The sequence below is a fragment of the Williamwhitmania taraxaci genome (assembly GCF_900096565.1).
GTDB lineage: Bacteria > Bacteroidota > Bacteroidia > Bacteroidales > Williamwhitmaniaceae > Williamwhitmania > Williamwhitmania taraxaci.
The window spans coordinates 19074-31107 of the sequence record NZ_FMYP01000014.1; the positions used below are offsets into that span (position 1 = coordinate 19074).

The 12034-nt window shown below is 46.0% G+C and carries 7 protein-coding genes; 1 reads left to right on the forward strand and 6 read right to left on the reverse strand.

Annotated features, from left to right (window positions below; translation table 11 throughout):
- Nucleotides 1-40: 40 nt before the first annotated feature.
- The 5 genes from BLS65_RS05425 to lysS all read right to left on the reverse strand — a co-directional run bounded on the left by BLS65_RS05425 (nucleotide 41) and on the right by lysS (nucleotide 8991).
- Nucleotides 41-1387 (reverse strand): glucose-6-phosphate isomerase, encoded by a 1347-nt coding sequence (locus tag BLS65_RS05425; protein WP_092436689.1) that lies wholly within the window; start codon nucleotides 1385-1387, stop codon nucleotides 41-43.
- Nucleotides 1388-1422: 35 nt separating this feature from the next.
- Entirely contained in the window at nucleotides 1423-2442 is a 1020-nt protein-coding gene (locus tag BLS65_RS05430; protein ID WP_092436691.1) for an NAD(P)H-dependent glycerol-3-phosphate dehydrogenase, read from the reverse strand.
- Nucleotides 2443-2987: 545 nt separating this feature from the next.
- Nucleotides 2988-3608: a 3'-5' exonuclease gene (locus tag BLS65_RS05435; protein ID WP_092436693.1), complete on the reverse strand. Its 621-nt coding sequence runs from the start codon at nucleotides 3606-3608 to the stop codon at nucleotides 2988-2990.
- A gap of 111 nt (nucleotides 3609-3719) precedes the next feature.
- Nucleotides 3720-7064, reverse strand: coding sequence for a PAS domain S-box protein (locus tag BLS65_RS05440; RefSeq protein WP_092436695.1), 3345 nt, complete (start codon nucleotides 7062-7064; stop codon nucleotides 3720-3722).
- Between the two features lie 205 nt (nucleotides 7065-7269).
- On the reverse strand, nucleotides 7270-8991 hold the full coding sequence (lysS, locus tag BLS65_RS05445; protein ID WP_092436697.1) for a lysine--tRNA ligase: 1722 nt from the start codon (nucleotides 8989-8991) through the stop codon (nucleotides 7270-7272).
- 238 nt (nucleotides 8992-9229) lie between these two features.
- Here lysS and BLS65_RS05450 point away from each other — a divergent pair, with 238 nt between their 5' ends.
- Nucleotides 9230-10357: an amidohydrolase gene (locus BLS65_RS05450; RefSeq protein WP_092436699.1), complete on the forward strand. Its 1128-nt coding sequence runs from the start codon at nucleotides 9230-9232 to the stop codon at nucleotides 10355-10357.
- Between the two features lie 99 nt (nucleotides 10358-10456).
- Here the strand turns inward: BLS65_RS05450 and BLS65_RS05455 are convergent, their stop codons facing one another.
- Nucleotides 10457-11992, reverse strand: coding sequence for a KamA family radical SAM protein (locus BLS65_RS05455; RefSeq protein WP_092436701.1), 1536 nt, complete (start codon nucleotides 11990-11992; stop codon nucleotides 10457-10459).
- Nucleotides 11993-12034: the final 42 nt, after the last annotated feature.

Sequence of the window (12034 nt, forward strand, 5' to 3'; positions counted from 1 at the left end):
CCCTATCACAGGTGGCTTTTTTATATATCAAGGTGTAAACTTAAATTCCTAACCGCTTACGGAGCACATCGCCTTCCTTTTCGAATCCTTTCTTGTTGAGTAGGGCAAACATGTTCTTCTTGTAAGCCTCCACGCCGGGTTGATCGAATGGGTTTACGTCGAGCGTGTATCCGCTTAGGGCACATGCCTTTTCGAAGAAATAGATCAGGGCACCGAGGTTATACTCTGTAAGCTCTGGTATCTCGATGTGAATATTGGGAACGTTGCCATCAATGTGGGCAATCTTGGTACCCAGTTCGGCCATTTTGTTAATCTGGTCGATACGCTTGCCGGCAATAAAGTTGAGCTGGTCGAGGTTATCCTTATCGGTAGGCACAACCAACTGGTGTTTTGTTTTAGCAATGCTCAATACTGTTTCGAAGAAGAAGCGCTCACCCTCTTGGATGTATTGGCCCATGGAGTGCAGGTCGGTGGTAAAGTCGACGCCGGCAGTAAAGATGCCCTTGTTCTCTTTGCCTTCGCTTTCGCCATAGAGTTGTTTCCACCATTCGGTCATGAAGTGCAGCTTTGGTTCGAAGTTGGCCAAAATCTCCATCTTTTTTCCGTTGCTATAAAGTGCGTTGCGCACGGCAGCATACTGCATGGCAGGGTTTTCCTCGAAAGGAGCATCCATGAGGAATTTTTCCATATCCTGTGCTCCGCGAACCAGCTCGTGAATGTCGAACCCAGCAACAGCAATGGGTAGCAATCCAACGGGGGTAAGCACGCTGTAGCGACCACCCACATCGTCGGGAATTACGTAGGTTGTGTAGCCTTCCTGAGTGGCCAAGGTGCGCAAGGCGCCTTTGCTTTCGTCGGTAATGGCTACAATGCGGTTTTTGGCAACCAGCTTACAGTATTTTGCTTCGAGATGGTTCTTAATTAAGCGGAACGCAAGAGCAGGTTCGGTAGTTGTTCCCGATTTGCTGATTACAATTGCTGCACCCGATTTCTTTTCGAGTAGTTGGAGTAGCTCGTAGTGGTAGTCTTCGCCAATGTTTTGCCCGGCATATACAATGTGGGGGTGAGCGCCATTGTCTAGGAGTTGGCTAAAGCTATTCGATAGCGCGTCGATAACTGCTTTGGATCCTAGGTAAGAACCGCCAATGCCAATTACCACAACCACTTCGGTAGCTTGCGATAGCGATTCGGCAGTGGCCTTAATGTTGTTGAGCTGCTCGGTGGTAATGGATGAGGGGAGGTGTAGCCAGCCCAGAAAATCGTTTCCTTTACCTGTTTTGCTGTGAAGGAGTCGTTGGCTCTCTTCAACCTTTGCTTTGAAGGCAAACACCTTCTCTTTGGACACGAAGGGGTAAACTCCTTCGAGATTTAGCTTAAGGTTATTCATAATGAATTTCTTTTTAAAGATAAACAGTTTAGAGCTTACTTTAGTTTCTCGGTGAGAAGCTTAATTTCAATGGCAGGTGCAATTCCTTCGTAAAGGATATTGTATACGGCATCCACGATTGGCAGCTTTACATTATACTTTTTATTGATTTCTTTAATACATGAAGTAGAGTAGTAGCCTTCGGCTACCATGCTCATTTCGAGTTGAGCGGCTTTAACGGAGTAGCCTCTGCCAATCATCATGCCGAAGTTTCTGTTGCGGCTAAAGTGAGAGTAGGAGGTAACGAGCAAATCGCCGAGGTAGGCCGAGGAGTCGATATTGCGCTTCGATGGGTATGTTTGGTCGAGGAATCGTTTTATCTCGCGCTGGGCGTTGGAGATAAGTACTGCTTGAAAGTTATCGCCATAGCCAACACCGTGGCATATTCCAGCTGCAATGGCGTAAATATTCTTAAGCACGGCAGAATATTCTGTGCCGTAAATGTCGGTACTGGTAATGGTGTTGATAAACGAGCAGTTGAACTTCTCGGCAATGGCGGCTGCATTTTCGCGATTCTTGCAGGCAATGGTAAGGTAAGAGAGGCGTTCTTGCGCGGCTTCTTCTGCGTGGCAAGGGCCGGTAACTATACCAATAAAATCGAAGGGGATTTGATGGTGCTCGTGGAAATATTCTGCCACCGTTTGGTTGTCGTCGGGGATAATCCCTTTAATGGCGGAGATGATAAATTTTCCCTCTAAGTTCACGGTTAAGTCCTGTAGGCTATCTTTTAGGAATGCCGAAGGAATGGCAAAGACAATAATGTCAGCGTTCTTAGCAATCTCGTTGATATCGCTAGAAAGAATTAGCTTAGTCTTGTCGAACTTTACGGCGCTCAAGTATTTGGGGTTACGGCCATCCGTCCTTAGGGATTCTACCACTTCCGGGTCGCGTACGTACCAACCAATTTTTTCAACATTGTTTAGCAGTATTTTTACAATTGCTGTGGCCCAACTGCCACCACCAAATACTGCAACTTTTGCTGTCTCGTCAAGTTGAAAATCAATTGTTTTTCCCATGTTTCAATATTTTGTTGGACAAAATAGAGTGGCAATGTGCTCCTCTATACGACCATGATCTTTTTTTGTTATTTCCGGTAAAGGAATGAGTTTTGCTTCTTCATGTGTTTCATTTTTGCACAGTTGCACTTGCTCGCGCCAACGGGTTTTCCTCCGTTTACTGCTCGAGAAGATGAACATCCTGTCATAATGGCTAAACTCAGAACTATTGCTAGTAATCCTGTTCTTGAATAATTTAGCATGATTAGCGCAAATTTGTGAAACGGCAAAGTTATTAAAAAATGTAATGGTTTCCCATAGGTCGACATGGATTTAGGGGGAAAGAGGCAATGGGCAATAGTCTTTAGGGGGAAGATCGACAACCTGAAGTGGTGCTTTCGTTTAATAAGGGGAGGTAACGGTGGCCTTTGAAGAACAAAGTTGTGAGTTAGAATACAAAGCAACGGTCATCGTTTTCCCCCCAATACGGTATGCTAGATTCCTCTTCAATTATGGTCGATTGTAATGCCATATTATCGAAGGAGAGAGGCGGATATCTATTGGTTTTACTTTTTCAGCGAAAGTTGCTTGGTGTATTCCATTACGCGCTTTAGGCACTCTCCTGTGATTACGGCATCTTCCAGTGCATTATGGCTTTCGCCCTCACGTTCGAGATGGAAGAAATCGGCTATTGCAGTTAGGCTAAGTCCTTTTGGTATGGCTACGCCATTCTCTTTGAGGATTGCAAATAGGTAAAAGGCTAGGTTGTTGAGGTCGATGGTTTGGTTGGAGAAGGGCCATTGCAGCTTTTCCTGTCGGTAGGCAAATCGCATAAAGTTAATGTCGTAGATTACGCTCTGCCCACATATGGCCACGCTGCGTAGCGCATTGGTTGCGATGTTCTGGTTGCCTTTGTTTACTGGGACATTTAGGGTCTTTAGTATCCATGCTTCAAAATCGGGAAGTACCTCGTTCAGCATGGGGGCGTCGTCGAGGTCGGCTAGCGAGAGGCCGTGTACTTCGAACGATGATTGGGAGTAACTCTCCTCGTTTTCGGGGTAAACATTGGAGATGTAGCGGTCCAACTCGACCCAGTTTTCGTTGTATAGCACTGCTCCAATTTGGATTATTTCGTGCCAGCCCGGCTCGGTGCCGGACATCTCGAGATCGATAGAAAGATAGTTCATGCCCTAAAATGTTTTTGCTAAGATAGCGGTTTTAATGTTTGTGGCATCGCTACCGCTGCACCATCTCGTCCATCTATTTTCCTACACCATTTCCTTCCAATTCTGAGCATATTAACAAATGTAATCGCATACGATTTGCAGCAGCAGTTGACTCGAAATAGGTTTCGCGAGAAACCCGTTACACCCAGCATTAATTGCTTTATTTCTGTCGGAAGGGGTTGCGTAGGCTGTTTGAGCAATTATTGGAATGCTTGCATTTGTTGATCGTATCTTCATCGTTGCCTCAAATCCATCGAGAATAGGCATCTTAATGTCCATAAGAATTAGGTTTGGCGTTGGTTTAGTTTGGGCAAGACGAACTGCCTCTTCACCATTCTTTGCACGAATTACGGTTACCTCTGTTGGCTGTAGAATCTCTTGGAGGTAAAGAAAGTTGTTCTCTTCGTCCTCGGCAATGAGGATGATTTTCCCGGAGAGGTTGATGTTTTCATAATCTTTTTGAGGCGCGATTTTGGTATTCAAATCCTCAATTTCGATGCAGGGAATGGAGAAGATAAAGTTAGATCCTTCGCCTTCTTTGGATTCAAGCCAAATGTTGCCGCCTAGCAGCTCTACGAGGGAACGTGAGATACTAAGCCCCAATCCTGTTCCTCCATATTGCTGTGTAATGGTTGTCTCTACCTGTCTGAATCGCTCAAAGATTAGCTCGTGGTGCGATTTTGGTATTCCAATTCCTGTGTCCTTTATGCTGAATAGTAGGTTAGCGTCTGCTTTTATTACCGACACCTTGATGTTTCCGCTGTGGGTGAATTTTAGGGCATTGCCAATAAGGTTGAAGATGATTTGTTTGAGTTTGACCTCATCCGTCAGTACCACGGTTGTTGTGTTAAATTGGTTGACAGCATCAAACGATATGCCTTTTGCTTTTGCCAAGGGTTTGAATTGGTCGTTTAGTGCGTTTGTAAGATCGCCTATGTTCACAGGATGCTGCTCTACATGAATCAGCTTGGCCTCAATCTTTGATATGTCGATAATGTCGTTAATAATGGAAAGCAGTTGATGCCCGTTGGTATTGATGATGTCGATATATTTGGCAGATTTTTCGGAGGATAGGTTTGGCCGCCTTAAGAGATCGGCAAACCCAAGAATTCCATTCATTGGGGTTCGTATCTCATGCGACATATTTGCCAAGAAAGCAGACTTTAGGCGGTCGCTCTCCTCTGCCTTTTCTTTTGCAAGGGTCAATTCCTCGTTTATTGCTTGAATGGTTGTGTTACTCTCATTTAACTCTTCGTTAATGGACAAGTACTCCTCGTTCTGTTGTTTTAATTGTTGTTCGTTTTCAAGTAGTTCGAATTGATCTTTTTTGCGGAGGGTAATGTCGCGCGACACTCCTATTATTTCGGATATCTCACCTTTTTCGTTGGTCACTATGTTGGTTGCAATCTCCACCCATTTCCAGCTTCCATCTTTGCATGATTGTTGTATTTGTGTGATACTCGTTCTTGCCCCCTCTTTTCCTGTAATGAAATCGTGTATCCGCCCGGGCAATTCACTTTGAATTTGCTGGAATGATTCTTTGTCCATCGATTCCTCGAGCGTTTGAGCCATCGCCTCTTCGGGAGTGTATCCTCTGAGTTTAAAAACACTGGGGCTTACGTAGGTGATCTTTTGAGTGGCTGCATCCATTCTCCAAATCACGTCGCTACTGTTCTCTGCAAGGAGTCGATATTTCTCTTCCTCTATTTTTACCTGCGTCTCGGCTGTCTTACGATCGGTAATATCCCTGATTATAGTGATGAATTTGTCTTTCCCAAAAGGGGCAATGCGTGCCACAAAGTAGAGAACACTGCTATTGTGTTCTGTTGAATATTCAAAGAGTTCAACTTGACTTTTCTTTTTGATGAGTTCGAATTTCTCTTCAAATTTCTCGATGATATATTGGGGTAATACATCAGAATAGTGCTTTCCTAAAAACTCTTCAGTGGGGAGCAGCAGCTTAGATGGATCGCTGCAATGTACATCGAGATAAAATCCATCCATGGATTGAACGAACAATATATCGGGTATAGCAAATAGAAGGGCTTTGTATCGCAATTCGCTATATTCAAGTGCCTTTTGTTGTTCCATTCGTTCGGCAATATCGCGCGAGCTGGCTACCGCCCCTGTAACATTCCCATCGCTGTCGTATGTTGTTGTTGCAATCGACTCTATCCAAGTATATTCTCCATTTGCATTCCTAAAGCGAAAGGTTAACAAATAGTTATCCTTCTTCATTAGTACCGATTTAAAGGAATCTATCACGATAGCTCTATCTTCAGGGTGGACAAAATCAATGATTGGTTTTCCAATGAGGTCATCTGGTGCGTATCCCAGCCCGGTGGTATAGGATCGGTTTACAAATAAGTGATTTCCCTCATTGTCGATTTGGCAAATGAAGTCTTTTGTATTGTCCATTATGTTTTTGAGAATCTGCTTACTCTCCCGGAGTGCATTCTGAATCCCTTTTAAACTGGTAACGTTGTTTCCTATGCATAGGATTTCATCCGTGCCGTCGTCGGTGGTATATGCTGTGAATGTCCAGATCAGGAAAAGTTTATCTCCGCTTTTTGTGTGGCTTACGCCCTCCACGGTTATCGATTCATGAACTTGGATGAGGCTGCATCCCAGCGGCGAAAAGTATTTGGCTGCCGGGTCCTCTTTCTCGATGAAAGTATCCAGTGGCATCTTATCCATAAGTTCGTTGGTTTCGAAACCAAAAATTTCGATGCCGTGGTTGTTGATGAATATTACTTGGGCTTCCTTGTTAAGTTTAATAATTACCGACTTGACGTTTTCCACAAGATTTTCATAACTATTCTGACTGGAAACTAAATCTTGTTCTGATTTGATGCGTTGTTCCTGGTTAAGGAAAAGGTTTCCCACCAATAATACACCGATTGGGTAGATGGTGGTTAAAGGAATAATTAATCCTTTTGTGATTTCGTAACGAATGGATGTGGGAAGTAAGAGTGTGCATAGAAACATGGCTATGTGAACCACTATGCCTGCAGACAAAAGCGTAACCCAATTGTACTGAATGATTTTTCGTTGCCGCAGATATGCAAAGAAAAGACCTATTCCGCCCGAGGTAATTATTGTGGACACTCCCATATAAATTCCTGGACCACCAATGGAAATTCGGTAAGCCATGGCTATAACCATTGCAATAATTGTTGCCAGTCCGCCTGTAAATAGCCCGGTTACTGCCAATATAATGGTGCGGCCATCAAAGATTATCCCAGGAATAGCTTGTGCTGGGGTAAGCATGCCGATTATGGCAGTTAGTCCAAAGAGTAGCCCAGTAAGTATCCGATGGTAAGAGGTGTGGGAATTCCATCGGCGCGATATAAAACTATACACAATGCTAATGGATATAAGCAGTGTGATATTGTTTACTAGGGAGACTAAATTCATGGAGATGGAATTTTAAAGAGGGTATCTTCTCATTCTAAAACAGCTAAATATACATATTTGCTGAATATCTCCTTTGTCTTTGGGAAACAAAAAAAGGCACCGCTTTGGGTGCCTTTTTATTACTCTACTTCCTTATAATCAATATCAGGACAAAGCGGTTAATCTCACTTTGAAGGAAAATCTCATCGCTTTATTTATGTCGTCCCTATTCAACCCATTTTTTAACCTGATCCATGGTGGGGTTTTGCAGTCCCAGCTTATTCTTCTTGTTGGAGCCACATAGGTCGTTGAACAGCTTACTTGGTACCGCCTTTTTTACCGAATCAACGGTTACAAACCCCATCTTCTGAATAACAGCTACCCACTCTTCGGGGATACCAATGGCAATATAGTCGGCAGGCTCATCCTTTGTTACCTTCTTCTCGGGCCTCATTTGAGGAAAGAAGAGAACGTCTTGGATAGAGGCTTGGTTGGTCATAAACATCGTTAAGCGATCGATGCCAATACCCATTCCTGAACAGGTTGGCATTCCGTATTCCAGTGCCCGCACAAAGTCCATATCGATGAACATGGCTTCGTCGTCGCCCTTTTCGGAGAGTTGCATCTGGTCTTGGAATCGTTCCAGCTGGTCGATAGGGTCGTTGAGTTCCGAGTAGGCATTGCAGAGCTCCTTGCCGTTAACCATGAGTTCGAACCTTTCGGTGAGTTCAGGGTTGCTACGGTGGCGCTTACAAAGTGGCGACATCTCAATGGGGTAGTCGGTAATAAAGGTGGGCTGGATAAAGTTGCCCTCGCACTTCTCTCCGAAGATGGTATCAATGAGCTTGGCTTTGCCCATAGTCTCGTCGGCATCAAGCCCAAGATCGTTGCATACCTTCCTGATTCCAGCCTCATCCATAGCCGAGATATCCACTCCGGTGTATTCCTTGATGGCATCGAGCATGGTTATGCGGCGGAAGGGCGCTTTGAAGTCGATGGTCTTATCGCCAACCTGAACCACGGTAGTTCCGTGCAGGGCCATGGCAACGCGCTCAAGCATCTGTTCGGTGAACTCCATCATCCAGAAGTAATCTTTATGGGCGACGTATATCTCCATTACCGTAAACTCGGGGTTGTGGGTACGATCCATTCCCTCGTTGCGGAAATCTTTGGAAAATTCGTAAACGCCCTCAAATCCACCCACAATAAGGCGTTTGAGGTAAAGCTCGTTGGCCACGCGAAGGTAAAGTGGCATGTCCAGTGCGTTGTGATGGGTAATGAATGGCCTTGCAGCAGCACCTCCAGGTATGGGTTGGAGAATTGGGGTTTCCACCTCAAGATAGCCCTTGGCGTTGAAGAATTCCCGCATGGTGCTGATGATCTTTGCCCGCTGAATGAAGACTTCTCTAACCTGAGGGTTTACAATTAGGTCCACGTAGCGCATACGATACCGTTGCTCGGGATCGGTGAATGCATCGAATAGTTGCCCATCCTTCTCCTTAACGGTGGGCAAAGGCCTGAGTGATTTCGAAAGGATCGTAAATTCCCTTACGTGGATTGATATCTCGCCCATATTGGTGCGAAAAACAAACCCCTTTACACCTACAATGTCGCCATTGTCGAGTAATCGTTTAAAAACCGTGTTGTATAGAGTTTTGTCCTCGCCGGGGCAAATGTCGTCACGTTTAAGGTATATCTGGATTTTCCCCTTCTCGTCTTGTATCTCGAAGAAAGAGGCATTTCCCATGATTCTGCGGGTCATGATACGACCTGCTACGCAAACTTCTTCGCCCGAACCACTTAGTGCATCGAAGTTGTCGATAATGTCCACGGTGCTTTTATTCACCGGATAGGCTTGCGCCGGATAGGGGTCAATCCCCAGCTTGCGAAGTTCGTCTAACGAGTTACGTCGGATAATCTCCTGTTCGCTTAGCTCTAAATTACTCATTGTTCTATTTATTTAGCATGCAAATATATCAAAATCTTATTTACCGCTAGGGCAGCCTTTCGAACTTCGGTGAAGTTATTCGCACGTTGGTCCAAGGCGTAGATGGCTGAAGGCGTTTCGGCTATCGATGCTTCTGCTTCCTAATTGGTTGAAAAACTAAACCTTTTCACCATTTTTAACCTTACTACATTCCTTACCTATTCAATATTCATTACTTTTGAAAGAAAAACGGTGTGTCATGGATGAGTTGAAACGGTTGCGCCACGAACTACACAAAAATCCGGAACTTTCGAATAAGGAGGCCGACACGGCTTTGCGGTTGAAGTTTTTCCTGAGTCGCCATAAACCCGATGAACTTATTTCTGGCGTAGGTGGAGAGGGAATTCTGGCCGTATACCGTGGCGCTGAGCCCGGTCCCGATGTTCTCTTTAGAGCCGACATGGATGCGCTTGCTATTGAGGAGAACAACAAGGTTAGCTACGCCTCTACCAAGAAGGGCATAGGCCATATGTGCGGACACGATGGGCACATGGCTATTCTCTCTGGCTTGGCCGTTTCACTTGCTCACAAGCGACCTACAAAGGGTCGTGCTCTCTTGCTCTTTCAGCCAGCGGAAGAGACAGGCGAAGGTGCTTATCGTGCCCTTAAGGATATTACCATGCGTGGTTTTAAACCAGAATATGCTTTTGCCATACACAACATGCCTCGGTTTCCCAAAGGTGCCGTTCTTATTAATCCGGGAACCTTTGCTGTGGCTTCAAAGGGTTTGGTTGTAAAGCTATATGGAAAATCGTCGCACGCGGCCGAACCCGAAAAGGGCTTAAGCCCTGCATTAGCGGTAGCGCGCACCATCGAAGGGTTGGTGCAGCTCTCAAAGTCAGTGGGATTGTTTCATGACTATGTATTGCTTACCGTTATCTATACCAAGCTGGGTGAGGTTGCCTTTGGAACTACGCCTGGATATGCCGAGGTGGGGGCAACGCTTCGTGCCATAAAGAACGAGGACATGAAATTGCTTTCAAAGTTCTCGGAGGAGCTCGTGCAGCGGGTTGCTCAGGAGCAAGGCCTTGAGGTGGAGATTTCCTATACCGATGATTTTCCTGCCGCCATAAACAATGCCGAAGCCATTGCCCACGTCGAAGTGGCTGCCGCAAAGCATGGGTTGGAAAAAGTAATGCTCACGGAGCCCAACCGTTGGTCGGAGGATTTTTCGCACTTCACGCTAGCATGCAAGGCAGCCATATTTGGCCTTGGATCCGGCGTGGATCACGCCGACCTACACAGCCCTAACTACGACTTCCCCGACGACATCATCGACCCTGGCGTAAATCTCTTTAGGGGTATCGTGGATGAGATATTGGGGTAGGACGGTTAGGATTAGTTTTTTGGAATTAATCTATCGAGAATACTTCCAATATACTAGTCTTGCATCCTAATCACACTAACTCGAATTATTCGCTGTTGTCTATTGCTGTTTGCTGTATTTCGAGTTACGGAACTGTTCGTCCAGCCTATTCGTGATCTCGGCGGGGTTGGTTATCGGCATCTCGTTGTCGAAAAGATCATATCCCAGCAGTGCCGACTTCTTCAGTTTCTCAATAATGGGTAGTTTCAATCGGTTGGTGGTTTCTATGTGTTTTCCATCCTGGTCCACCAAGATCACCTTGGGGAGAAAAACTCCTTTTCGTCCAATAAATTCGTCCATTACTTTTACCGCGGCCTCGAACTCCTCGCGGGTTGCTCTCCCTAGGGCTTCGTAGTTAAACAGCTCCTTGCCGTCCCATGTGGTGACGGTTGCATAGCTCTCGGAGATTTGGTCTTCATTGTTTGATCCAACATTGAACGTGTCGTGCCCCGATGGCATTAGCAGCACCTTGCCTCCTCCTCCCTCCACGTTGGCCGCGTATCGGGGCATGGTTACCCCCGATATCCATCCCTGGAGGTGCTTCATGTAAATCTTTCCCACCTGAACGGGCGTGATGAAATGCACAATGCCTCTTTCTTTATGGCACTGCAATAGGTAGTAGGGGTGAATGCCAATCCAAAACATTCGCCGAAAAGTTTCGGCCAGGGTTTTGTAGTAGTCGTTCACATGGTTAAGGAGCACGGTTTGGTTGCGAATGGTGAAGCCGTGCTTTCGGATCTTTTTTACGGCAACGGCCAAGTCCTTCGTTATTTCGTGGTAATGGTTTATGTGTGTCATAAAATACACATACTTTTCGGCTCCGTTGTTGTAGCGGTTGGCCGATATCTCAATAAGGTCGAGCAGTTCGTCGGTGATGGCCATGGGCAACACCACCGGAACTCTGGTGGCTATACGTATGGCTCGGAGGTGGGGTATTCGGCTCAGCTCTTCCAGTATATATTGCAGTCGGCTTCGGCTTATCATAAGCGCATCGCCGCCGGTAACCAGCACCTCGTTAATGTTGCGGTTGCTCCCAATGTAGAACAATCCCTTGTCTACTTCTGTGCGGCTCACATCCACGCTGCCGTCCAGCGATTTTGCCCGTTGGCAATGCACGCAGTATGAGGCGCAGCTGGTATTCTCGGCTACGAATAGGGCCAGCCTGTTGGGATAGCGTTGGTACGCTGCTCCGTAGCTGCGGGACCCTTCGGCCATGGCTCCTTCCACACCGGTATCGGGGAATAGGAGGTTGGCTGGGGTGGGTACGCTTTGCCAAAAGATGGGATCGAGCCGCTTCTTTGGTTTCTCACCCATCGGCATAATGGGATGAAACGGATCTGAATCCATCAGGGTGGCGTAGTAGGGCGTTATCCGCAGCGGTTCTTTTCCTTGGCTTCGAAGCGCGGCTAATGTTCGCTCAATTTCGCTTGCCTGAAATGCGCTCAGCTTGATAACCTTTTTCAACTGCTCCACGCTACGAATGGAGTGCTTCATTTGCCAAGCGGCATCATTCCATTGCTCGGGGGTTACATCCTTCCATAAATCAATGGAATCGTAGGCTCTTGGTTCGTGAAATATCTGGTTGTCGGTTTCCATTGCTTCGCGGATTTTTTCATTAGTACCGTCGTCTTCTTACTA